The following is a 23,526-nucleotide window of genomic DNA, read 5'->3' as shown; positions in this document are numbered from 1 at the left end:
GTCCGTCCACCCCCATCTAGGTTTTGTCCCGGGCCCGGCGTAGACTTGAATTGTTCGAAGATATATTCGAATACCCTCTCAAGATTCTTGCCAGAGGTCAGCGTATTCCGGGAGGCACCATGGGGATGTTCAGCGAGTCGGTGGACGTCGCGTGCACCCCGTCCGGCCAGCCGCTGTCCCTTGACTGGGGCGGCCGGCACTACGACGTCTGCGCCGAACCGGTCCGCTGGTTTGAGCGGCGGCAGTGGTGGGCCGAGGAGCAGCGGGCTCCGCTGGGCAGCGGCCCGGGACTGGTGGACCACGAGATCTGGCGGATCCAGGTCCGGGACGCCGGTAACCCGGAGGACACCCTCACCCTGGACCTGAGCCGACATCTGGGCAGCGGTCGCTGGCGGCTGCTGCGGATCCACGATGCCCTGCGCACTATCAGGAAGCCCGAGTCGGCATGAGCTTCACCCACCTGCACGTTGCCACCGCCTTCAGCGCCCATTACGGGGTGTCCTGGCCGGAGGAACTGGCTGCTGCCGCCGCCGCGGACGGGGCCACGGCGCTCGCCTGCACGGACCGTGACGGGCTTTACGGCACGGTCAAGCACCTGAAAGCCTGCATGGCGGCAGGGCTTGACCCAGTCGTGGGGGTGGACCTGGCAGTCTTCGACGACGACGGCGACCTCCGCACCCAGCTCGGCGGCCGCGTCGTCGTACTGGCGCACGGGCACAACCGCGGCGCCGGCTACCGGGCGCTGTGCCGGCTGGTCTCCGACGCCCACGCCCGCACCACGGGCAGGGCCGGAGGAATGGTGCCCGTCGCCGTGACCAGGGCGGAACTGGCCTCCCGTGCCCTCGACCCGCAGACCCTCGAACCGGTGCTGACCGTGCTGATCGGCCCGGACTCCGATGTCGGCCGCGCGATGGGCGGCCGGCGCTACCTCCGGCCCCGCACGTTCTTCAAGCGCTGGCTGGACGCCATGCCGGCGGGAACTCTCGCCGCTGAGGTCGTCTCGCAGCTCAGCCCGCCCGGCGAGCCGCTGAGCACGGCCCACGCGGTGCGAATGCTCAAGCTCGCCGCGGAACACGCAGTCCCCGCGGTGCTGAGCAACGCCGTGCGCTACTGTGCCGAGGACGGTGCCGCGACGGCGGACGTGCTGGACTCCGCCCGGACACTGAAATCCCTGCCCGAGCTCTCCGCCGCGCCGCAGCTGCAACCCAACGGGCAGGCCTGGCTGAAATCCTCCGCGCAGATGCTGCGGCTGGGCCAGGAAATCATGCACGCCGCCGGCTACGGCGCCGCGGACCTCAAGAGCCTGCTGGCACACACCGAGGCGCTCGCGGACCGCTGCCGGATGGATCCGGTCACGGACATGGGATGGAAGCAGCCCGTGGTCCCGGAGGCCTCGGTGATCGGAATTGCGGGGGACCCGCTCGTGGAACTCACGCAGCGCTGCGAGGCCGGCATCAGCCGACGCTTCCCCGGGATCGCCGGCAAGCCAGCCGAAGAAATGCGCGCCCGGCTGGAGCACGAACTGCGGATCATCGACAGTCTTGGTTTTGCCTCCTATTTCCTGACGGTGGCCGAAGTGTCCCGGATGATCCTGGACATGGGGGTCCGGGCGGCAGCCCGCGGCTCGGGCGCCTCCAGCCTGGTCAATTTCCTGATCGATGTCAGCCAGGTCAACCCGCTGCAGCACGACCTCATCTTTGAACGATTCCTGTCCCGGGACCGCGCCACCCTGCCGGACATCGACATCGACGTCGAAAGCGCCGAAAGGCACAACGTCTACCGGAGGATCTTTGAGCGCTTCGGCTCCGAACGCGTCACGCTGATGAGCATGCAGAACGGCTACCGCGCCCGCGGGGCCGTCCGCGACGCCGGCCTGGCCCTTGGCATGGACGGCGGCGACATCGACGAGATCGCCAAACAGCTGTGGCGGTTTTCGGCCCGGAACTTCCGTGAGGCCCTGGTGGAGAAGCCGGAGCTGAAGGAATTCGCCGGCCGGGTGGAGCAGCGGGACTTCACCGAAAACCAGCAACTGGACCTGTTGGTGGACCTGACCGAACGGCTGGACCGGCTGCCGCGGCACATCTCGATGCACCCCTGCGGGGTCATCCTGGGCGATGCGACACTGCTGGACCGCACCCCCGTGCAGCCCAGCGGCCTGGGCCTGCCGATGAGCCAGTTCGACAAGCACGACATGGATCCGATGGGCATGCTCAAGCTCGATGTCCTTGGCGTCCGGATGCAGAGTGCCATGGCGTTCGCGGTCCGGGAGGTGATCCGGCTGCACCCGTCCAAGGCCGWGGTGGTGGCGGCCGGCCGCCACCCCGCAGGCCCGGACGGCGCCGGCCCGGACTACATCGCAGCCGACGGCCGCATCGACCTCAACGCCGTCCCGCTCGACGACGAACCCACCTATGAGCTGATCCGCAGCACCCACACTCTGGGCTGCTTCCAGATCGAATCCCCGGGCCAGCGGGAACTTATCGGCAAGCTGGCGCCCCGGGAATTCAACGACCTCATCATCGACATCTCGCTGTTCCGGCCGGGGCCGATGAAGTCGGACATGGTCCGGCCCTTCCTGGAACACCGGCACGGCTTCGCGCCGGAGGTCTACCCGCACCCGGACCTCAAGCCGGTGCTGCAGGAGACGCACGGCGTCACCGTCTTCCATGAGCAGATCCTCAAAACCTTCGACGTCATGACCGGCTGCGGGCTGGCCCGGGCCGATGAATTCCGGCGGGCCCTCGGCAACGAGGTGCTCGAGGGCCGGGTGGAGGATTTCTTCCGCCGCGAAGCCCGGGCCCGGAACTACACCCCCGAGGTGGTGGACAAGGTCTGGGGGACGCTGAAAGCCTTTGGCAGCTTCGGTTTTTGCAAGGCCCACGGCGCCGCCTTCGCCGTGCCCACCTACCAGTCGGCCTGGCTCAAGACCCACCACCCCGAAGCCTTCCTGGCCGGGCTCTGGGAACACGACCCGGGGATGTACCCCAAGCGGCTGCTGGTGGCCGAAGCCCGGCGGCTGGGGATCCCCATCCTGCCGCTGGACATCAACCGCAGCCACGCCGAATACCGGGTGGAACGGGTGGACACCGGCCCGGACCGGGGCAAGCTCGGCATCCGGCTGAGCCTGAACGGCATTTTCGGGCTTTCCGGGGCCGAGCTGAAACGGATTGTGGCCGGCCAGCCCTATGATTCCCTCGCGGACCTGCGTGCCCGCACCCGGCTCAGCAAGCCGAGCATCCAGCGCCTGGCGCAACTGGGCGCCTTCGACTCGCTGCACCGCTCCTCCGGCAGCACCGCCAACCGGGCCGACCTGGTCCAGCACCTGCAGCAGCTGCAGGGCAGGCCGCAGCGCAAGGGGGTCGAGGTCATCGAGGGGCAGTTGGCCTTGCCGCTGGGCGACGTCGAGCTCAGGAACCTGAAGGGCGGCCTGCCGGCCCCTACGCTGGTGGAAACCGTGCGCGCCGAACTGGACCTGTTGGCCCTGGATGTCAGCGGTCACCTGATGGACAGCCACCGCCCCTTGCTGGACCGGCTGGGCGTTACGACGGCGGACAAGCTGCTGGGACTGCGCAACGGTACCGAGGTGCTGGTGGCCGGGGTGCGGGTGGCCACCCAGACCCCGCCGATGCGCGGTGGCAGGCGGGTGGTGTTCATCAGCATCGATGACGGCACCGGCTGCGTGGACTCGGTCTTCTTCCATGAGGCCCAGGAACAGTCCGGACCGCTGCTGTTCGGCACCCGGCTGCTGTTGATCCGCGGTACCACCCGGCGGACCGGGCCGCGGGGCATCAGCATCAGCGCCTCGATGGCCTGGGACCTCAGTCGGACCGAGACGCTGCCCTTCCCGGCGCCCGCCGCCAACCGGACGGCTGCTGCCGAGCCTGGCGCCGGCGGAGCTGCCGCCCCCGCGCAGGGCCGTCCTGAGCACCCGGTCCAGGGCCCGCTGGACGGGATCCGCCGGACCCTGGCCATCACCGGGTTCTCCGGCTAAGCGGCGGCAAAACGCCTGTCGGCCGGCGGCCTGCCGCGTTGGTTGGCCTATCCGGAACCCGATAGCATGGACGAGGCTGGCTGTGGTCCCCGTACGCCACAAGCTACGAAGCCTTAACTTTGAATAGGAGACACCCGTGTCAGATGCCCAGCAGATCACCCTTATCGTCGACGGCGAAGAGACCAAGGTGACTACCGGGACCACCGGCGCGGAACTCTTTTTTGAGCGCCGCGACGTCGTTGTGACCCGCGTCAACGGCGAGCTGAAAGACCTGGACCAGCCGCTGCCCGAGGGTGCAGCGATTGAAGGCGTCACCATCGATTCCCCGGACGGCCTCAACGTCCTGCGCCACTCCACCGCCCACGTCATGGCCCAGGCCGTGCAGCAGTTGCGCCCCGACGCCAAGCTCGGCATCGGCCCGTACATCACCGACGGCTTCTACTTCGATTTCGACGTCGAGGAGCCGTTCACCCCGGAAGACCTGCGCCAGCTGGAAAAGATGATGCAAAAGATCATCAACCAGAACCAGAAGTTCGTCCGCCGCGTCGTCTCCGAGGACGAGGCACGCGAAGCCATGAAGGACGAGCCCTACAAGCTGGAACTGATCGGCCTCAAGGGCGCCGGCTCGGACGCCGACGGCTCCAGCGTGGAGGTGGGCGGCGGCGAGCTGAGCATCTACGACAACGTGGAGCGCAAGGAAGGCACCACCGTCTGGTGCGACCTGTGCCGCGGCCCGCACCTGCCCAACACCAAGCTGATCTCCAACGCCTTCGCCTTGACCCGCTCGTCGGCCGCCTACTGGCGCGGCAGCGAGAAGAACAAACAGCTGCAGCGCATCTACGGCACCGCCTGGCCCACCAAGGAAGCCCTCAAGGCCTACCAGGAGCGGATCGCCGAGGCCGAACGCCGCGACCACCGCAAGCTCGGCGCCGAACTGGACCTGTTCTCCTTCCCGGACGAGCTGGGCTCCGGCCTGCCGGTGTTCCACCCCAAGGGCGGCATCATCCGCAAGGCTATGGAGGACTACTCCCGCCAGCGCCACGTCGACGCGGGCTACGAGTTCGTCTACACCCCGCACATCACCAAGGGCCACCTCTACGAAGTCTCCGGACACCTGGACTGGTACCGCGAGGGCATGTTCCCCCCGATGCACATCGACGCGGAACTGAACGAGGACGGCACCGTGCGCAAGCCCGGCCAGGACTACTACCTGAAGCCGATGAACTGCCCGATGCACAACCTCATCTTCCGCTCCCGCGGACGCTCCTACCGCGAACTGCCGCTCCGGCTCTTCGAATTCGGCTCGGTGTACCGCTACGAGAAGTCCGGCGTCGTGCACGGCCTCACCCGCGTCCGGGGCATGACCCAGGACGACGCCCACATCTACTGCACCCGCGAGCAGATGAAGGACGAGCTCACCAAGACGCTCAACTTCGTCCTCGGCCTGCTCAAGGACTACGGCCTGGAGGACTTCTACCTGGAACTCTCCACCAAGGACCCGGAGAAGTCCGTGGGTTCGGACGAGGTCTGGGAGGAAGCCACCCAGACCCTCGCCGAGGTGGCGCAGGAGTCCGGACTGGAACTGGTCCCTGATCCGGGCGGAGCCGCCTTCTACGGCCCGAAGATCTCGGTGCAGGCCCGCGACGCCATCGGCCGGACCTGGCAGATGTCCACCATCCAGCTGGACTTCAACCTGCCGGAGCGTTTCGAACTCGAGTTCCAGGCCGCGGACGGCACCCGCCAGCGCCCGGTCATGATCCACCGCGCCCTTTTCGGCTCGATTGAACGCTTCATGGGCGTCCTGACCGAGCACTACGCCGGCGCCTTCCCGGCCTGGCTGGCCCCGGTGCAGGTGGTCGGCATCCCCGTGGCCGAGGCGTTCAACGACTACATGTTCGACGTCGTCGACCAGCTCAAGGCCGCCGGGATCCGCGCCGAGGTGGACATCTCCTCGGACCGTTTCCCGAAGAAGATCCGCACCGCCAGCAAGGACAAGATCCCGTTCGTGCTGATCGCCGGCGGGGACGACGCCGAGGCCGGCGCCGTGTCCTTCCGTTTCCGCGACGGCAGCCAGGACAACGGCGTGCCCGTTGCCGAGGCCGTCCGGCGGATCGTCGACGCCGTCCGCAACCGGACCAGCTAGGGGAGCAGCACGTGCAGGAGACCACAGGCGCTGTCCCGGGCTACCCGGGTGATGACGGCGTAACCGACGACTTTGGCCTGGCCGGGGTGCCGGACGCCTTCCAGCGCCTGTGGACTCCGCACCGCATGGCGTACATCAAGGGAGGCCAGCACCAGTTCAAGAACCCGGATGACTGCCCCTTCTGCGTCGCTCCCGAGCGCGAGGACGACGACTCCCTGATCGTGTTCCGCGGCCGGTCCTGCTACGTCGTGCTCAACCTCTTCCCCTATAACCCGGGCCACCTCCTGGTCTGCCCCTACCGGCATATCCCCGATTACACGGACCTGACTGTCGAGGAGACCGCGGAGTTCGCCGAGCTGACCCAGACGGCGATGCGGGTGCTGCGTAAGGTCGCGAACCCGACCGGCTTCAACTTAGGGATGAACCAGGGCGTGACCGGCGGGGCCGGCATCGCGGGCCACCTGCACCAGCATGTGGTGCCGCGCTGGGGCGGGGACGGCAATTTCTTCCCGATCATCGCGCAGACCAAGGCGATCACCCAGACCCTGGGCGAGGTCCGACAGCAGGTCGCCGAGGCCTGGCCCCAGGCCAATGACCAGGCCAATGACGAGGGCAGCGACCAGGCCGGTCCTACGGGTCACCGGCCCTCCGGGACGTCGGATGCTGAATAAGCACGCCCGCGGTTTCTTCACCGCGCTGTTCTCGCCGCTGGCCCGCTGGCTGCTGCGGGTGGGTGTCTCGCCCGACGCCGTCACGATCATCGGCACCGCCGGCGTCGTCATCGGAGCGCTCGTGTTCTATCCGCTGGGCCAGCTCTGGTGGGGAACGCTGTTCATCACGGCGTTTATCTTCTCCGATGTCATCGACGGCATCATGGCCCGGATGCAGGAACGCGGCGGACGCTGGGGCAACTTCCTGGACTCCACCCTGGACCGGGTCGCCGACGGCGCCCTCTTCGCCGGCGTCGCCATCTGGTTTTTCACCGGCGGCTCCGATATCCCCATCGCCATCGCCGCCGTCGTCTGCCTCGTACTGGGCATGGTGGTGTCCTACGCGCGGGCCAAGGCCGAGGCGCTCGGCTACCACGCGAACGTGGGCATCGCGGAGCGGGCCGAACGGCTGGTGTCGGTCCTGGTGGTCACCGGCTTCACCGGGATAGGCCTCCCCACCGTGGTCCTGTTTGCCACCCTCTGCCTGCTCGCCCTGGCCAGTTTCGTGACGGTCGTGCAGCGCATCGCCTCCGTGCACCGCCAGTCGCTGGAGGAAAATACGGGAAGCGCCACGGAACAGGCCGCCTGAGCCCGTAATCGGAATTCAACCCCGCCGCGGCGGGGGACTAGTATTAGGCTTACCGGCCAATGGTTCCCGGTAATCCGGTGTGTGCGAGCCGGTGTATGCGAGATTGTCATCTGCGTGCCGTCCGCGCCCCGGCGAGGTCATCTATCTACCCATAGGGGTTTTTGTGTCTACACCTGATGTAAGCAGCGAAGCCGGCGCGTCCGCCAAGAACGTTACGGGCAGCAGCCGCGTCAAGCGCGGCATGGCGGAGATGCTCAAGGGCGGCGTCATCATGGACGTCGTCAACGTCGAGCAGGCCCGCATCGCCGAGGACGCCGGTGCCGTGGCCGTGATGGCGCTGGAACGCGTTCCCGCAGACATCCGCGCCCAGGGCGGCGTGTCCCGGATGAGCGATCCGGACATGATCGACAAGATCATCGACGCCGTCTCCGTGCCGGTTATGGCGAAGGCCCGGATCGGCCACTTCGTCGAAGCCCAGGTCCTGCAGTCGCTCGGCGTGGACTACATCGACGAGTCCGAGGTCCTGACCCCGGCCGACTACACCAACCACATCGACAAGTGGAACTTCACCGTTCCGTTCGTCTGTGGTGCCACGAACCTCGGCGAAGCGCTGCGCCGCATCAACGAGGGCGCGGCCATGATCCGCTCCAAGGGCGAGGCCGGCACCGGAGATGTCTCCAACGCCACCACCCACATGCGCCAGATCCGCGCCGAGATCCTCAAGCTCGCCGCCCTGCCCGAGGACGAGCTCTACGTCGCCGCCAAGGAGCTGCAGGCCCCGTACGACCTGGTCAAGGAAGTTGCCGCGACCGGCAAGCTTCCGGTGGTGCTGTTCACCGCCGGCGGCATCGCCACCCCGGCCGACGCCGCCATGATGATGCAGCTCGGCGCCGACGGCGTCTTCGTCGGCTCCGGCATCTTCAAGTCCGGCAACCCGGCCCAGCGCGCCGCCGCCGTCGTGAAGGCCACCACCTTCTTCGACGACCCGGACGTCATCGCCAAGGCCTCCCGCGGCCTGGGCGAGGCGATGGTCGGCATCAACGTCGACGAAATCCCCCAGCCGCACCGGCTCGCCGAGCGCGGCTGGTAGCGTTCGACTGCTTCTCCACAGACTCGGCGCCAAGGCGCCTCGTCCATGGAGCCTCTGCAGTCTCTGGTCCCCCGCCGCCGTCGTTTGTGTTCTGGGGGTCAGTCGAGGCCGCGGCGCTTGAGCAGCGGTTCGAGCCGGGCTTCCCGGCCCCGGAAGGAGCGGAAGGATTCCAGCGGGTCGCGGCTGTTGCCCCGGGAGAGCAGCTCGGCCCGGAAGAAGTCACCGTTCGCCCGGGTCAGGCCGCCGTTTTCCTTGAACCATTCGACCGTCTCGGCGTCGAGCACCTCGCTCCAGATGTAGGAGTAGTACCCCGCGGCGTACCAGCCGCCGGCAAAGATGTGCTGGAAGTAGCCGGTGCGGTAGCGCGGCGGGATCAGGCTGTGCGCGACGCCGGCGGCGGCCAGGGCCTTGGCCTCGAACTCCAGCGCGTCCTCGGGGATCTCGGTACCGTCGAGCACGTGCCAGGCGAGGTCCAGCAGCGCGGCGCCAAGGTACTCGGTGGTGCCGAAGCCCTCGCCCCAGAGGGCGGCTTCGTTGAGCTTGTCCACCGCTTCCTGCGGCAGCGGCTCGCCGGTGGCGTGGTGCCGGGCGTAGTTGGCGAGCACCTCCGGCCACATGATCCACATTTCATTGACCTGCGAGGGGTACTCGACGAAGTCACGCGGCACCGAGGTGCCGGCGAACCTGGGGTAGGTGACCGAGGAGAACAGCCCATGCAGGGCGTGGCCGAACTCGTGGAAGGTGGTCCGCAGCTCGTCCAGGGTCAGCAGCGTCGGCTCGCCGGCCGGCGGCTTGGAAATGTTGAGGTTGTTGATCACCACGGGCCGGGTGTTCAGCAGTCCGGATTGCTCCACGAGGGAGTTCATCCAGGCCCCGCCGCGCTTCGAATCCCGGGTGTAATAGTCGCCCAGGAACAGGCCGAGGTCGGTGCCGTCGGAGTTCTTTACCTCCCAGACCCGGACATCGGGGTGATAGCCCTCAAGGTCGGTGCGTTCGTGGAAGGTGATGCCGTACAGGGCGGTGGCGGCGAAGAAAACTCCATCCCGGAGCACCCGGTCCAGCTCGAAGTACGGCCGCAGGGCCTGCTCGTCCACCGAGTACCGTTCACGCTTCACCTGCGCCGAGTAGTAGGCCCAGTCCCAGGCCTCGAGCGGGTGGCCGGCGACCTCCGCCAGCGCCTCCGCCTCGGCGTCGGCGTTCCGGACGGCGGCCGGGGCGAGCCGGTTCATCATGGCCTGCACGGCCTCGAAATCGGGGGCGGTCTGCTGGTCCACACTGAGCTCGGCAAAGTTGGCGAAGCCAAGGAGGCCGGCCTTCTCCGCGCGGAGCCGGACCATGTCCTTGACCAGGTCCAGCACATCGAGGTCGCCACCGCCGCTGCCACGGCCAACCGACGCCTCGAAAAGCCGGCGCCGCACCTCCCGGTTCTCCAGGGCGGCCAGCGCGGGCTGGTTGCTGGGCTGGATCAGGGTGAGCAGGAATTTCCCCTCGTGCCCCGCGGCGCGCGCGGCTTCGGCGGCGCTGGCGACGTCGTCCGCCGGGAGACCGGCGAGCTCGGCGGCGGCGTCGTCCAGCAGCAACGAGGCGGACTTCATGCCCTCCTTGACCCGTTGGCCGAACTCGGTCCCGAGGGTGGACAGCTCGGCGTTGATGGCCTTGAGCCGTTCCTGGCCGGCCGCGTCGAGCTGGATGCCGGTCTGGCGGAACTCTTTGAGGTATTCCTCCACGAGCCGGTTTGATTCCCCGTCCAGCCGGTCGGTGTTGATGGCGGCGAAGCGCTCGTACAGCCCCCGGTTCAGGTACACCGCGTCCTGGTGGGCCGAGAAGCTGGGGGAGAGGCGGGTCTCGAGCTCCCGGATGGCCTCCGAGGCGTCCGCGGACACCAGCGTGAAGAACGACGCCGCGGCACGCTGCAGCAGCTGTCCGGAGCGCTCCATCGCCAGCGCCGTGTTCTCGAAGGTCGCAGGCTCCGGGTCCGCCACGATGGCCTGGATCTCGGCCAAGTGTTCGGCGAGGCCGGCCTCGACGGCCTCGGAGTAGTGCTGGACCTCGATGTCCGCGAATGGCGGCAGTCCGTAGGGCAGGGTGCTGGGACTCAGAAGGGGATTGGTCATGAAATAACTCTTTCATGCACAGCGCCGGTTCTCAATGGACCGCTAGGCGTGTTGTGACCCGGGCCACCGTACGATGACAAAATGCGAATCATCACCCCCACGCTGCGCGGACGGCTGCTGGCCGGGTCCGCCGCGGCTCTCCTGGCGGTCTCCCTGGCGTCTTGCGGCCTCGTCGCCCGCCCGGACTCCAGCGCGGGACCGTCCTCGGCGGCTGCCGCCAATACTGCCGGGACCACTGCCTCTGGAACCCCGGGATCCACGCCGGACGCGACGCCGACACCCACCCCGACGCCGACGCCGGGGAAGGGGCCGGCCTGCGCCGCCATCCGCTGCACCACCGTCCTGGTCACCGGGGACATGCTGGTCCACGCCCAGCTCTGGGAGCAGGCCCGTGCCGACGCCCTCGCTACCGGTGCCAAGGGCCTGGACTTCGAACCGCTGCTGGCGGGCCAGCGCAAGTACATCGAAAAGAGCGACCTCGCGGTCTGCCATCAGGAAACACCGGTCTCCGGACCCACCGGGCCGTTCTCCGCCTACCCGTCGTTCAACGTGCCGCCGCAGATCATCACCGCCGCCCAGCAGGTGGGCTACCAGGCGTGCACCACCGCCAGCAACCACACCATCGACCAGGGCACCGCGGGCCTGGTCCGCACCCTCGACGCCCTCGACGCGGCCGGACTGCAGCACACCGGCTCCTACCGCAGCGAAGCCGACTCCCGCGGCGTGATGATCCTGAATACCGCCGCCGCCACGGTGGCCGTGATCGAGGGCGCCTACGGTTTGAACGGGCAGACCCCGGAGCACGCCTGGCAGGTGGACATGCTCGATCCCGCCGCGATGATCGCCAAGGCCCGCAAGGCGAGGGCACTCGGGGCGGACATCGTGCTGGGCGTCATGCATGCCGGGGACGAGTACGCCAACGTGCCGAACGAGCAGCAGCGCACCGTGGCCCACGCGCTGGTGGACAGCGGCCAGTTCACCATGATCTACGGCCACCACACCCACTCGGTGCTCCCGATTGAGCGCTACAAGGGGACCTGGATCGTGTACGGGCTGGGCAACGGCGTCACCGAACTCTCGCCCTGGTACGTGGTGAACAACGAGGGGCTGCTGGTGCGGGCGCAGTTCAGCCAGGACGCCGCGGGCAAGTGGTCCGCCTCGGACCTGGCCTGGGCGCCCTCGGTCATTGTGCGCGGGCCTTACCGCTGGTGTTCGGTCGCCTCCGACGCCCCGCAGGGTCCCTGCGCCGGTGCCGCCGCGGACGCGGCCACCCGGCTCCGGACCCGAACCGTGGTGGAATCGATGGGCGCTGCCGCGGCAGGCGCCCATGAACTGCTGATCACGAAGGAGCGGTAGCCCTGGACACACTGAGCGAACGACGGCGGACTGTCGGCGCGCACGGTGCCGAGCTGGTCGTCGTCGAATACGGCCGGCAGCCGGGTCCGGACGTTCCGACGTTGCTGCTGGTGCACGGGTATCCCGATGACCACCGGGTGTTCCTGCCCGTCATCCGGGAGCTTGCCGCAACGCACCACGTGGTCGCGTACGACACCCGCAATGCGGGCGCCTCCGTCGTCGGGAGCCCCGGCGACTTCAGCCTGGCCACGCTGGTGGACGATCTTTTTGCCGTGCTCGACGCCGTCGGAGCCGCCGGGGTGCATCTGGTTGGCCACGACTGGGGGTCGATCCAGGGCTGGGCAGCGGTGCAGGATCCGCGTGCCGCCGGTGTGATCCGCCGCTACACGAGCATCTCCGGCCCGGACCTGCGCCACTTCTCGCGCTGGGTGCGCTCACGGCTCCGGGACCCCCGGTCCTGGCGGCAAGCGGCCGGGCAGTTGCTGCGCAGCTGGTACATCGCGGCGTTCCTGGTCCCGGTGCTGCCGGAGGCTGCCTGGCGGCTGTTCCTGACCGGGCGCTACGAGCGGGGCGCCAAACGCAGCGTCGGCAACGACCCGGTGCGCGGGCTGGCCCTGTACCGCAGCAACTTCCGGTCCGCCCGGAACTGGCCTGCACCCGCGCGGGTGGCGATGCCGGTGCAGGTGGTGGTCCCGTTGCGGGACCCCTTCCTGTCCCCGCACCTGGTGGAGGGGCTTGAGGCGTGGGTGGATGACCTGCGCGTGGTGAGGGTGGACAACGGCCACTGGTGGCCGGCTACCCGGCCGGCCGAGCTCGCGGCGCTGCTCAGGACTAGCGGAGCTGGAGGATGACGACGACGGCGGCGCCCGCGGTCCATTTGCTCTGCGGGCTCAACGGTGCGGGCAAAACGACGCTGGCCCGGGAACTTGAGGCAACCTTACCGGCCGTGCGGTTCAGCCTCGACGACTGGATGCTGCGGCTGTATCCGGGCTTGCACTACGCGGCCGAGGAGTACGGCGGCCGCGCAGAGAGCTGCAAACTGCTCATCTGGGACACGGCTGCGCAGGTCCTGCGCGCCGGGACGGATGTGGTCCTCGACTGGAACCAGTGGAGCCGCGCCCGGCGGGCGCTGTGGCATGGGAAGGCGACCGCGGCCGGGTTCGACGTCGTGCTGCATTATCTCCAGACGCCCTTGGACACCGCCCTTGAGCGTGTCCGCCGGCGGACCCTGGCGGAAGAACCGGGTTCCCATGCGTTGGAGGACTCCGGGGTCCGGCACCTGGCGGCAATCTTCGAGGAACCGGGGGAGTCGGAGGGGCTGGAGATCCTCCGGGTGTCGGGCAACTGACCGCGGCGTCCGGCGCTTCTCAGTTCGTCAGCGAACCCGACAGGTTGCAGGCCATAAAGACGCTGTTGGGGTCGGGCAGGTAATCGGCGAACGGCTGGCAAAGGACAAATCCGTGCCGTTCATAGAGCCGCCGTGCCGGTGCGAAGAAGTCCTCCGACCCCGTTTCCAGGCACACCCGGCCGTAGCCGCGGTTCCGTGCCTCGTCGAGGATCCGGGCCAGGAGGAGTGCGGCGATGCCACGGCCGCGGGCGTGGAGCGCTGTCCGCATCGACTTGATCTCGCCCTCGCCCGTGCCGAGGTCCTTCAGCGCTCCGCAGCCAAGCAGCGCGCCGCCGCCGTCGCGCGCGGTCCAGAAGGCGATCTCCGGACCGGCCAGCGCGTCCGGGTCCAGGGCGTGCACGCTCTCGGCCGGTGAGGTCGCATACATGTCCGCGAGGTGTTCTTCCAGGAGGCGCCGGACGTCCGGGCGTGCCGGGTTGTCGCGGGCAACCTTGATCATGCGGCGCGCGTCAGCGGGGCCGGCGGGCCGCGTGATCGCGGGCCAGGACGGCGTACGAGTCATCCGGGGTGCCCGGTGAGAAGCTGCCGTACTTGCGCTCGACGGCGGTTTTGATCAGGAAGTCTGCCAGCGCGGGGTTCTTGGGCAGCAGCGAGCCGTGCAGGTAGCTGGCGACGATGTTGCGGTAGCGGGCGCCTTCCTGGCCGTCGCTGCTGTTGTTGCCGGTGCCCTTGGCCGTGGTTCCCAGCGGCGCGACGCCCGGGCCCAGCGTGGTCTGGCCGCTGTGGTTTTCGTAGCCCAGCACGGTGCCGAATTCGGGGGAGGCCACCGAGACGTTGCCGATCAGCCGTTCGTCCGTGCCGTGCGTCTCGACGTCCAGGATGCCGATGCCCGGGATGACGGAGCCGGTCCGGGTCTTGAAGAACTTCCCGAACAGCTGGTACAGCCCGCAGATCACCAGCATCGGCGTGCCGGCCTCGGCGAGTTCCTTCAGGACGGTCTCGCGGGAGAGCAGGTCATCCTGGATCACCAGCTGGCCGCTGTCCTGGCCCCCGCCGCCCACGATCAGGTCGACGCCGGCGGGGAACTCGTCCCCGACGTTGTACTCGAGCAGTTCCGGGGTGTACCCGTGCCAGCGCAGGCGCTGGGCCAGGACCAGGGCGTTGCCCCAGTCGCCGTAGATGTTCATGTCCCGTGGATAGAGCTGCAGCACGCGGACGCTGCCCTTGCTGGGGGCCGGGGTGTCCTCGGGGGGCAGTTCGTGCCCGAAGGAGAGCCCGTTCGGGGTTTCGGGGGACCCGGGGGTCATGAGACCACCTCCACTGTGGTGATTTTGGACAGCTCGCGGCGGATGGCCAGCATGGCCGTGTAGGTGCAGAAAATCCGCTTCGGCTTGTCCTTGGAGCCGCGGATGAAGGCGGCAAGGGCGGCGGCGATGTCTGTGTCGACGGCGCCGATCGCCACGTCGTCGTATTGCAGCCGGAGCGCCATGTCGTAGGCGCGCGAGCCGGAGAGCTGGTCCACGCCGCCGTCGCGCAGGGTGTCGAATTCGACGTCCCACAGCCAGGACATGTCCCGGCCGTCCGCGTAGTTGTCATTGATGGCGATCATCGTGGCGTAGCCGGCGGCCGGGAAGGACTTCAGGCCGAGGCGGAAGCCGCTGGGGTTCTTGACCAGGACCAGTTCCAGCGGCAGTCCGTCGACGACGAGGCTTTCGCCGCGTCCGAAGGCAGGGGCAACGTTGGAAAGCGCCGTCAGCAGGCCGGCGTGGTCGGTGCCCGTGCCGCGGGCGCCAGTGATGGCCCGCGCCAGGGTCAGGGCAGCCGCAGCGTTGAAGATGTTGTAGACGCCGCGGAGCTTCATCCCGGTGCTGACCGTCGCGCCGTCGTACTCGAAGTCGGCGTCGTCCGCGCCCACCCGGCGGAGGACGACGTCGGCACCCGGCTTGGCGGGGGCCGGAGGCACCGGGCTGCCCGGCGCGGCACGCATTTCGTCGTCGTTGGGGAACGTGCTGAGCAGCGAATCATCGAGGCCGAAGTAGCGGACCTCGGGACCGCCGGCCGCCGGGCCGTTGAGCGTGTCGGCGATGCGGGCCACGCGCGGGTCCTCGCGGTTCAGGACGACGGTCCCGGAGGTCTTGGCGGCGATGTGCTGCAGCAGCTCGGCAGTCTTGTCGATCTCGCCGAAGCGGTCCAGCTGGTCGCGCAGGACATTCAGCAGCAGGCAGTAGCGCGGCGGGACCTTGTTGACGAAGTGCACGGCGTGGGCCTCGTCGAGTTCCAGGACGGCGACGTCGGCGTCGAGCCGGCCGCGCCAGTCCACCTCGCCGAGCAGCGCCGCGGCCACGCCCCGGGTGAAGTTGCTGCCGGTGCGGTTGGTGAAGACCTTCAGGCCCTGGCTCTCCAGCAGTTCCACGACCATCTTGGTGGTGGTGGTCTTGCCGTTCGTGCCGCTGACGACGGCGACGCCCAGCGGCAGCGTGGAGAGCGTCCGTTGCATGAAGCCGGGGTCGATTTTTTCGACCACCAGACCGGGGAGGGCTGAGCCTCCGCCCCGGAGCCGGGAGACCCGGCGGACGAGCTTGCCGAGCGGAACGCTGAAGTAGAGCATGCTTTGTAATATATCCCAGCGGCGGCATGGAACCCGGTCCGGGGGCGCGCTCCGGTGCGGCCCCGGGGAGCGCGGCGCATTATGCTGGCACCATGACCACCCCCCTTTCTTTGCCTGGTTCCGGCGCGGGATCAGGCCTCCGGATCGGCGTCCTGGCGCTCCAGGGCGACTTCCGTGAACACCTGCACGCCGTGGAGGCAGCCGGCGCCACGGGCGTCGGCGTCCGCCGCCCCGCCGAGCTGGACGGCCTTGACGGCCTCATCATTCCCGGCGGGGAATCGACGACCATCGACAAGCTCGCCCGGATGTTCGAACTGCGGGATCCGCTGCGCGAACGCATCCAGGCCGGTCTGCCGGTCTATGGTTCCTGCGCCGGCATGATCCTGCTGGCGGCGGACATCGCCGACCCGGCCCTGGACCTTGCCGGCAACCCCCAGCAGACCTTCGGCGGCCTGGACATCACGGTCCGCCGCAACGCCTTCGGCCGGCAGCGGGAATCGTTCGAGACCGACCTTGAGTTCAAGGGGCTGGAGTTCAGCGCCGATGAATCCGGCGTGGCCCCGGTGCACGCCGTGTTCATCCGCGGACCCTGGGTGGAGCGCGTCGGCGCGGGCGTTGAGGTCCTGGCCCAGGTGGAACCGTCCAAGGCCGGCCACCCGGAATCCCTCGACGGGACGGCTAGAATTGTTGCTGTGCGTTCCGGCAAGCTGCTGGCCACCTCCTTCCACCCGGAAGTGACGGGGGAGAAGCGCGTGCACGAATTGTTTATTCGAATGATCAGAGGAGAAGCGTAAAGCATGTCAGGCCACTCCAAATGGGCGACGACCAAGCACAAGAAGGCCATCCTGGACAGCCGCCGGGCCAAGTCGTTCGCCAAGCTGATCAAGAACATCGAAGTTGCCGCGCGCATGGGCGGACCCGACCTCGCCGGCAACCCGAGCCTGGAACTCGCCGTCACCAAGGCCAAGAAGACCTCGGTCCCCGCTGACAATATCGACCGCGCCATCAAGCGCGGCGCCGGCCTCACCGGCGAGGTCGTGGACTATACCGAGATCATGTACGAATGCCGCGGCCCGCAGGGTTCGGCCCTGCTGATCGAGTGCCTTACGGACAACAAGAACCGCGCGGCCTCCGAGGTCCGGCTCGCCATCTCCCGCAACGGCGGCACGATCGCCGATCCCGGTTCGGTCAGCTACCTGTTCTCCCGCAAGGGCGTCGTCTCGCTGCCCAAGAACGGCCTGAGCGAGGACGACGTGCTGATGGCCGTCCTGGACGCCGGAGCCGAGGAAGTCAAGGACAACGGCGACAGCTTCGAGATCCACTCCGAACCGACTGACCTGCAGGCCATCCGCGATGCGCTCAAGGAAGCCGGAATCGACTACGACACCGACGAGGCCGAGTTCGTGCCCTCCATGCAGGTGCCGCTGGACCTCGACGCCGCCAAGAAGTTCATGAAGCTCGTGGATGCCCTGGAAGAGCTCGACGACGTGCAGAACGTCTACAGCAACGCCGACCTCAGCGACGAAGTGCAGGCCGCACTGGAAGCCGAGTGACCCTTCGCGTCCTCGGCGTCGATCCGGGCCTCACCCGCTGCGGCATCGGCGTCGTGGACGTCGAGAAAAACCGCCGCGCCACCATGGTGGCGTTCGGCGTCGTCGGTACCTCCCCGGAGGAGAGCCTGGACCAGCGGCTGCTTGTCATCGCCACCTCGATCGACGACTGGCTGGACAAGTATGAGCCGCAGGTCCTCGCCGTCGAACGTGTCTTCTCCCAGCTCAACGTCAGCACGGTCATGGGTGTGGCCCAGGCCTCCGGCGTCGTGATCGCGGCCGCCGCGCGCCGCGGCATCCCGGTGGCGTTGCATACGCCCTCGGAGGTCAAGGCCGCCGTGACCGGCAGTGGAACGTCCAACAAGGACGCTGTCACCAAGCTCGTCACCAAGATCCTGCGGCTGGATGCCCCGCCGCGGCCAGCCGATGCCGCCGATGCGCTGGCACTGGCCATCACACACGCGTGGCGGGCCGGCAGTGGTGCCGCGGTGGCCACCACAGGGCCGGGAAGCCAGTCCCTTACCCCGGCCCAGCGCGCCTGGGCCGACGCGGAGGCCAAGGCGCGCCGCGCGCGCTGAATGTCCGGGGCGCTTGCTAGGGTATTCGTAGATATGTTCGGATAGCCGGCTGCCAACCCAGCCGTAGACCCAGGAGCCAGGCCTTGATCAGTTTTCTCCGCGGAACCGTAGCGCACGTTGGCCTGTCCTCGGCAGTGATCGACCTCAACGGCGCCGGCATGAGCGTCAACGCGACGCCGCAGACCCTCAGCAAGCTCCGCGTCGGGGACGAGGGCAAGCTCTTTACTTCCCTGATCGTGCGCGAAGACTCGCTGACCCTTTTCGGCTTCTCCAGCGACGACGAACGTGAGGTCTTCGACGTGCTGCTCAGCGTCAGCGGCGTCGGCCCGCGCCTGGCCCTGGCCGTCCTGGCCGTCCATGAGCCCGAGGCGATCCGGGTCGCCGCGCATTCCGGTGACGGCAAGGCCTTCACCAAGGTTCCCGGAATCGGCCCCAAGGTCGCCGGCCGGATCGTGCTGGAACTGGCCGGCAAGCTGGTCCCGCACGGCACGCCCGGAGGCTCCGCGCCGGCCGTGTCCGCCGAAGCCGTGTGGAAGCCGCAGGTGGTTGCCGCGATGACGAGCCTGGGCTGGTCCGAGAAGGACGCCACCGCCAGCATCGACAAGTCACTGGCTGATTCCCCGGAGCTCGCCGAAAAGGGCAACGTCGCGGAAATCCTCCGCGCCACGCTGCGCTGGCTGGGCCAGGACGGCGCCCGCGCCGGCAACAGGGTAGGCGCCCGTGGCTGAGCCGTCGCTCGTCGCCGGGGGCGAGGAACCCGAGGAGCGCGCGATCGAGGCCGCCCTCCGGCCCAAGAACCTGCACGACTTCGTGGGCCAGCACCGGGTCCGCAAACAACTCTCCCTCGTCCTGGAGGCCTCCCGGATGCGCGGCCGCAGCGCCGACCACGTGCTGCTGTCCGGGCCGCCCGGCCTGGGCAAGACCACGCTGTCCATGATCATCGCCGCCGAGATGAACGCCCCGCTGCGGATCAGCAGCGGCCCGGCCATCCAGCACGCCGGTGACCTGGCCGCCATCCTCTCCTCGCTGTCCGAGGGCGAAGTCCTCTTCCTCGACGAGATCCACCGGATGTCCCGCCCGGCCGAGGAGATGCTCTACATGGCCATGGAGGACTTCCGCGTCGACATCGTCGTCGGCAAGGGCGCCGGGGCCACCGCCATCCCGCTCGAGCTCCCGCCCTTCACCCTGGTCGGCGCCACCACCCGCGCCGGGCTGCTGCCGGGGCCGCTGCGGGACCGGTTCGGTTTCACCGGCCACCTCGAGTTCTACTCCGTCGAGGAGCTCGAACTGGTGCTGCGGCGCTCCGCCGGCCTGCTGGACCTGAAGGTGAATTCGGCCGGGTTCAGCGAGATCGCCGGCCGGTCCCGGGGCACGCCCCGAATTGCCAACCGCCTGCTCCGCCGCGTCCGGGACTGGGCCCTGGTGCACGGCGTGGATCAAATCGACGCCCGGACGGCGTCCGCTGCCCTCGACATGTACGAAGTGGACAAACGCGGCCTGGACCGCCTGGACCGTGCCGTCCTGGAGGCGCTGATCACCAAATTCGGCGGCGGACCGGTGGGCCTGTCCACCCTGGCGATCGCCGTCGGCGAGGAAACCGAAACGGTGGAAACCGTCGCCGAACCATATCTGGTCCGGGAGGGTCTGCTGGGCCGGACGCCGCGCGGTCGGATTGCCCTGGCCCCGGCGTGGACCCACCTGGGTTTTGCGGTGCCCGCCGGCGCCTTCGGGCAGGACCCGCTGGACCTGTTCCAGGCCGGCACCCCCGATAGCGGACCGGCCGGCTTCGGCGTGGATGCCGAGGGCGAAGTCGATCCGGAATGGATCCGTAATAGTCAATAGCACTCGCTAGTGACCTTTTCCCTTTAGACTGGTATGACGCTCGGCACGTTCGGGCCATTGTTTCCGTGTGCGGCTACCGCTAGCCGCTGCCGGCCGGGCATGATTTTCTGCCAGGTCTACTGCCAGGGCCCACACCAGGCGGCCCCGGAACGGAACGGACGTTGCTGTGAAACCAGCTTGCAAGTACAGAACGGAACTTTCCCCTTGGATCCAATGACTATTCTCCTGTTCGTCATGCTCGGCGTGTTCGTCTTCATGATGTTCCGCCGCAACAAGAAGACGCAGCAGCAGCAGGCAGAGCTCCAGTCGAAGTTCGGCACCGGCGTTGACGTCATGACCAGCTTCGGGCTGTTCGGCCGCATCGTTGAGATCGACGAAGCCGAGAACAAGGTTGTTTTGGAGCTCTCCCCGGGCAACACCGCCACCGTGCACCGCCAGGCCGTCACCAAGATCGTGGAGCCGGTTGTTGCCGCCGAGGAACCGACGGTTGTTCCTGACGATGCCTCCTCGCTGACCCTCGGGAAGACCGATGCCACCATCGACGGCGTCGACAGCGCCGCCACCGCCGGTGAGGCGCCCCGCCACGAAACGCCGGACGAAACCCTGCGCCGCCTGAACGACGAAGGCAAGAAAGACAGCTAGTCTGCCTCCTGAGCTATCCCGCGAAGCTACGGTGCGCGGGCATCCGCCGGTGCAGGCCTGACAGGCCGCACCGGCGGTTCCTCCGTAAACAATAGAAAGATCGACAATGGCACGAACTGGCCCCAAAAACTCAGCCCTCAGGGTGCTGGTCTGGCTTGGCGTAATTCTCGCCGTCTTGACTGCCGTCCTGGCGGGCGGCACCATGGCCGGGCAGGCGAGCTGGGCTCCGAAGCTGGCACTGGACCTTGAAGGCGGCACCCAGATGATCCTGGCGCCCAAGGTGGAGGGCGGTTCGGACATCAACGAAGAACAGCTCAACCAGGCCGTGGCGATCATCCGCCAGCGTGTGGACGGCTCCGGCGTCGCGGAAGCTGAAATCAGCACGCAGTCCGGCCGCAACGTCGTCGTCAGCCTTCCGGGCACTCCGTCGAAGGAGACCCGTGCGCTGATCCAGGCGTCGGCCGACATGAACTTCCGCCCGGTCATCCAGGCCGGCGCCGGCGCAGCCGTCCCGGTCGCGTCCCGGACCCCCGCGAACAAGCTGCCCAAGCCGACCGCCGCGCCCAAGAACAGCAGCGACGAGAACTGGGTCACCGCGGACGTCTACAAGAAGTTTGAGGCGCTCGACTGCGACAACCCGTCCCAGGACAAGCAGGAACGCTCCGATCCGGCCAAGCCGCTGGTTACCTGCGAACCCGCCTCCGACGGCAGGCCCGCAATCAAGTACATCCTCGGGCCGGTTGAGGTCAAGGGCTCGGACATCACGACCTCGTCCTTCCAGCTGCAGCGCGGCGCGCAGGGCGCGGTGACCAACCAGTGGGCTGTCGACATCCAGTTCAACGACGAGGGCACTGCCAAGTTCAAGACGGTCACCGAGCGGCTGAACAAGTTCTACGTCGCTGCCGGCGGCGAGACCGGTTCGGACCCGAAGGCGCAGTTTGCCATTGTCCTGGACGACCAGGTCATTTCCGCCCCGCGGGCCCAGGCCGTCATCACCGATGGCCGCCCGCAGATCACCGGCGGTTTCACCGAGCAGTCCGCCAAGGCCCTCTCCGACCAGCTGCGCTTCGGCGCCCTGCCGATCAGCTTCGAGATCCAGAGCGACCAGCAGATCTCCGCCACCCTCGGCGGTGAGCAGCTGCGGATGGGCATGCTGGCCGGCCTGATCGGCCTGCTGCTGGTTGTGGTCTACTCGCTGTTCCAGTACCGGGCGCTCGGCTTTGTCACCGTCGCCTCGCTCGTCGTCGCCGGTGCGCTGACCTACCTGGCCATCGCAATCCTCGGCTGGACCGAGAACTACCGCCTCTCGCTCGCCGGTGTGGCCGGCATCATCGTGGCAATCGGCCAGACGGCGGACTCGTTCATCGTCTACTTCGAACGCATCCGTGATGAGCTGCGCGAAGGCCGCGGCCTGGTCTCGGCCGTGGAAAACGGCTGGAAGCGGGCCAAGCGGACCGTGCTGGCGTCCAAGGCCGTCAACCTGCTGGCAGCCCTCGTGCTCTACTTCGTGGCGGTGGGCAACGTCCGCGGCTTCGCCTTCACCCTGGGCCTGACCGCAATCGCCGACCTGATCGTGGTCTTCATGTTCACCCATCCGACCCTGCAGGTCCTGGCCCGCACCAAGTTCTTCGGCGAAGGCCACAAGTTCTCGGGCCTTGACCCGAAGCGGCTCGGCGCCGTGCCCCTGTACCGGGGAGCCGGACGCATCCGCACGCCGGAGGACCGGCCGGTTGCGGCCCCGCGCGCCAAGAACACCGGTGCCGCGGCCGAGGCCGAACGCCGGATGACCATTGCAGAACGACGCCTCGCGGAAAAGCAGGAACAGCTTGCTGGTTCCTCCAAGAGCGCGTCCAAGGAGGGCAAGTAAATGGCCAGCTTCGCCACTTTCGGTAACGAGCTTTACACGGGCAAGCGCTCGTACGACTTCGTCGGTTCCAAGAAGATCTGGTTCCTGATCGCCGCGGCCGCCGTCGCGCTTTCCATCCTGCTGCCGATCGCCAAGGGCGGCTTCAACCTGGGCATCGAGTTCCGCGGCGGCTCGGAGTTCACGGTCTCCAACGTCAAGGACCGCGACGCCGCCCTCGGCGAGAAGGCCGTCCAGGAAGTCGTCTCCGGGAGCCTGCCGCGCGTCGCCAACGTCGCCGGCAACACCATGCGCATCCAGACGGACAAGCTCAGCGACGACGAGGTGATCAAGGTCAAGGAAGGCCTCACCAAGGCCTATGGCGTGACCGACAACGAGGTCACGTCGACGTTCGTGGGGCCCACCTGGGGCGCTGACGTGACCAAGCAGGCGCTGCTCGGCCTCGCCATCTTCGTGGGACTTGCCGCAGTCCTGATGGCGCTGTACTTCCGGACCTGGAAAATGTCCCTGTCCGCCCTCGCCGGCATGGCGGTAACGATGTTCGTCACGGCCGGGGTGTATTCGCTGAGCGACTTCGAGGTCACCCCCTCGGCCATCATCGGCTTCCTCACGGTGCTCAGCTACTCGCTCTACGACACCGTGGTGGTGTTCGACAAGATCCGTGAAAACACCTCGGACCTGCAGGCATCCACCAGGCGCACGTTCGCCGAAGAAGTGAACCTCGCCGTCAACCAGACGCTGGTGCGTTCCATCAACACCATGATGGTCGCCATCCTCCCGGTCGGCGCGATCCTCTTCATCGGGGCCGGACTGCTGGGCGCGGGCACCCTTCGGGATCTCTCGCTGGCGCTGTTCGTCGGCATCCTGATCGGCACCGCGGCGACCATCTTCGTCGCCGCCCCGCTGTACGCCTGGCTGCGCCAGGGGGAGCCGGACCTGATCAAGCAGGCCAAGCGCGTGCAGCAGCGCCGCACCGAGAATGCCGCCAAGGCGGCACCGGCCACGGCCTAGCCGGCAGGCCCGCAGAAGACCGCCCGACGGGCCGGAGAACGTCCCCGCGACGTTCTCCGGCCCGTGGCCGTTGGTCCCGGTTATCGAAGT

21 protein-coding genes are annotated in these 23,526 nt (G+C 68.1%); 17 read left to right on the top strand and 4 right to left on the bottom strand.

Going from position 1 to position 23,526, the window contains the following annotated elements:
- Positions 1-119 precede the first annotated feature (119 nt).
- The 6 genes from AC1DGE_RS02005 to pdxS all read left to right on the top strand — a co-directional run bounded on the left by AC1DGE_RS02005 (position 120) and on the right by pdxS (position 8,523).
- The gene (locus AC1DGE_RS02005) at positions 120-449 is read left to right on the top strand and encodes a DUF6504 family protein (RefSeq protein ID WP_476916791.1); all 330 of its coding nucleotides are present in this window, start codon (positions 120-122) and stop codon (positions 447-449) included.
- The gene (locus AC1DGE_RS02000) at positions 446-3,991 is read left to right on the top strand and encodes a DNA polymerase III subunit alpha (protein ID WP_476916790.1); all 3,546 of its coding nucleotides are present in this window, start codon (positions 446-448) and stop codon (positions 3,989-3,991) included. The genes AC1DGE_RS02005 and AC1DGE_RS02000 overlap by 4 nt, the downstream gene beginning before the upstream one ends.
- Positions 3,992-4,127: 136 nt before the next feature.
- On the top strand, positions 4,128-6,134 hold the full coding sequence (gene thrS, locus AC1DGE_RS01995) for a threonine--tRNA ligase (protein ID WP_476916789.1): 2,007 nt from the start codon (positions 4,128-4,130) through the stop codon (positions 6,132-6,134).
- A gap of 11 nt (positions 6,135-6,145) precedes the next feature.
- Positions 6,146-6,805 (top strand): HIT family protein, encoded by a 660-nt coding sequence (locus AC1DGE_RS01990; protein ID WP_476916788.1) that lies wholly within the window; start codon positions 6,146-6,148, stop codon positions 6,803-6,805.
- Positions 6,795-7,433: a phosphatidylinositol phosphate synthase gene (pgsA, locus tag AC1DGE_RS01985; RefSeq protein ID WP_476892450.1), complete on the top strand. Its 639-nt coding sequence runs from the start codon at positions 6,795-6,797 to the stop codon at positions 7,431-7,433. The genes AC1DGE_RS01990 and pgsA overlap by 11 nt, the downstream gene beginning before the upstream one ends.
- A gap of 163 nt (positions 7,434-7,596) precedes the next feature.
- Entirely contained in the window at positions 7,597-8,523 is a 927-nt protein-coding gene (gene pdxS, locus AC1DGE_RS01980; protein WP_441417680.1) for a pyridoxal 5'-phosphate synthase lyase subunit PdxS, read from the top strand.
- 98 nt (positions 8,524-8,621) lie between these two features.
- On the opposite strand, the gene AC1DGE_RS01975 is transcribed toward pdxS, so the two are convergent.
- Positions 8,622-10,637, bottom strand: coding sequence for a M3 family metallopeptidase (locus AC1DGE_RS01975; RefSeq protein WP_476916787.1), 2,016 nt, complete (start codon positions 10,635-10,637; stop codon positions 8,622-8,624).
- Positions 10,638-10,718: 81 nt separating this feature from the next.
- Between AC1DGE_RS01975 and AC1DGE_RS01970 the strand changes: the two genes are divergently transcribed.
- Genes AC1DGE_RS01970 through AC1DGE_RS01960 form a run of 3 tightly spaced genes read left to right on the top strand, consistent with a single transcriptional unit; the run spans position 10,719 to position 13,341 of the window.
- On the top strand, positions 10,719-11,993 hold the full coding sequence (locus tag AC1DGE_RS01970) for a CapA family protein (protein WP_441417682.1): 1,275 nt from the start codon (positions 10,719-10,721) through the stop codon (positions 11,991-11,993).
- Between the two features lie 2 nt (positions 11,994-11,995).
- A complete protein-coding gene (locus AC1DGE_RS01965) occupies positions 11,996-12,844 on the top strand; it encodes an alpha/beta fold hydrolase (protein ID WP_476916889.1) in 849 nt (282 codons plus the stop codon).
- Positions 12,841-13,341: a P-loop nucleotide/nucleoside kinase family protein gene (locus AC1DGE_RS01960; protein WP_476916786.1), complete on the top strand. Its 501-nt coding sequence runs from the start codon at positions 12,841-12,843 to the stop codon at positions 13,339-13,341. Before AC1DGE_RS01965 ends, AC1DGE_RS01960 begins: the two co-directional genes overlap by 4 nt.
- Before the next feature lie 19 nt (positions 13,342-13,360).
- On the opposite strand, the gene AC1DGE_RS01955 is transcribed toward AC1DGE_RS01960, so the two are convergent.
- From AC1DGE_RS01955 to AC1DGE_RS01945, 3 genes are read right to left on the bottom strand one after another with little or no spacing between them, the layout of a single operon-like run.
- A complete protein-coding gene (locus tag AC1DGE_RS01955; protein ID WP_476916785.1) occupies positions 13,361-13,840 on the bottom strand; it encodes a GNAT family N-acetyltransferase in 480 nt (159 codons plus the stop codon).
- 10 nt (positions 13,841-13,850) lie between these two features.
- The gene (locus tag AC1DGE_RS01950; protein ID WP_476916784.1) at positions 13,851-14,648 is read right to left on the bottom strand and encodes a type 1 glutamine amidotransferase; all 798 of its coding nucleotides are present in this window, start codon (positions 14,646-14,648) and stop codon (positions 13,851-13,853) included.
- The gene (locus AC1DGE_RS01945) at positions 14,645-15,949 is read right to left on the bottom strand and encodes a MurT ligase domain-containing protein (protein WP_476916783.1); all 1,305 of its coding nucleotides are present in this window, start codon (positions 15,947-15,949) and stop codon (positions 14,645-14,647) included. Before AC1DGE_RS01945 ends, AC1DGE_RS01950 begins: the two co-directional genes overlap by 4 nt.
- Before the next feature lie 92 nt (positions 15,950-16,041).
- Here AC1DGE_RS01945 and pdxT point away from each other — a divergent pair, with 92 nt between their 5' ends.
- The 8 genes from pdxT (at position 16,042) to secF (ending at position 23,436) form a co-directional block, all read left to right on the top strand.
- Positions 16,042-16,743, top strand: a complete 702-nt coding sequence (pdxT, locus tag AC1DGE_RS01940; RefSeq protein ID WP_476892457.1) for a pyridoxal 5'-phosphate synthase glutaminase subunit PdxT — start codon at positions 16,042-16,044, stop codon at positions 16,741-16,743.
- A 3-nt stretch (positions 16,744-16,746) separates the two neighbouring features.
- On the top strand, positions 16,747-17,502 hold the full coding sequence (locus AC1DGE_RS01935; protein WP_441417688.1) for a YebC/PmpR family DNA-binding transcriptional regulator: 756 nt from the start codon (positions 16,747-16,749) through the stop codon (positions 17,500-17,502).
- Complete coding sequence (ruvC, locus tag AC1DGE_RS01930) at positions 17,499-18,077, top strand: crossover junction endodeoxyribonuclease RuvC (protein ID WP_476908780.1); 579 nt, start codon at positions 17,499-17,501, stop codon at positions 18,075-18,077. The genes AC1DGE_RS01935 and ruvC overlap by 4 nt, the downstream gene beginning before the upstream one ends.
- Positions 18,078-18,160: 83 nt before the next feature.
- Positions 18,161-18,805, top strand: coding sequence for a Holliday junction branch migration protein RuvA (gene ruvA, locus AC1DGE_RS01925; RefSeq protein WP_476908781.1), 645 nt, complete (start codon positions 18,161-18,163; stop codon positions 18,803-18,805).
- A complete protein-coding gene (gene ruvB, locus AC1DGE_RS01920; RefSeq protein WP_441417691.1) occupies positions 18,798-19,919 on the top strand; it encodes a Holliday junction branch migration DNA helicase RuvB in 1,122 nt (373 codons plus the stop codon). The genes ruvA and ruvB overlap by 8 nt, the downstream gene beginning before the upstream one ends.
- 213 nt (positions 19,920-20,132) lie before the next feature.
- Entirely contained in the window at positions 20,133-20,561 is a 429-nt protein-coding gene (gene yajC / locus AC1DGE_RS01915) for a preprotein translocase subunit YajC (RefSeq protein ID WP_441417692.1), read from the top strand.
- A gap of 106 nt (positions 20,562-20,667) precedes the next feature.
- The gene (secD, locus tag AC1DGE_RS01910) at positions 20,668-22,428 is read left to right on the top strand and encodes a protein translocase subunit SecD (RefSeq protein WP_441417693.1); all 1,761 of its coding nucleotides are present in this window, start codon (positions 20,668-20,670) and stop codon (positions 22,426-22,428) included.
- Positions 22,429-23,436: a protein translocase subunit SecF gene (secF, locus tag AC1DGE_RS01905; RefSeq protein WP_476892460.1), complete on the top strand. Its 1,008-nt coding sequence runs from the start codon at positions 22,429-22,431 to the stop codon at positions 23,434-23,436.
- Positions 23,437-23,526: the final 90 nt, after the last annotated feature.

It is taken from the genome of Arthrobacter sp. 05N425, assembly GCF_056397125.1.
This window is presented reverse-complemented; position numbering and strand designations above follow the sequence as displayed.